The sequence below is a fragment of the Vibrio sp. OPT46 genome (genome assembly GCF_015163535.1).
In the GTDB taxonomy this organism is placed as follows: Bacteria; Pseudomonadota; Gammaproteobacteria; order Enterobacterales; family Vibrionaceae; genus Vibrio; species Vibrio alginolyticus.
Window position 1 is genome coordinate 1 of record NZ_JADDYG010000685.1, and the last position, 248, is coordinate 248.

1 pseudogene is annotated in these 248 nt (G+C 40.3%); it reads left to right on the top strand.

Annotation, left to right across the window (positions count from 1 at the left end):
• Positions 1-248: pseudogene (locus tag IQR33_RS36045) on the top strand (diguanylate phosphodiesterase); the annotation flags it as partial.

Below are 248 nucleotides of genomic sequence, written 5' to 3' on the forward strand. Positions count from 1 at the left end.
TATCAATTCAAACTCTCTGAACAAATGCAGTACTGCCTGGATTTGTTCAGTCTTTACCTTGCACTAAGACAAACACAATTTCAGTTAGAAGCCTTTCATCACGACTTGATTAGTAATGTTGTCGTGCCGATTCGCGTGGATGCATTACTTTGGGAGCCTGGGGTTTATTTTCTCGAACAGACGATTCAATTCCACTCTTCTGCTTTTCAACATGTGATTCCTTCTCTTCAAGCTGATGAAACGTTATG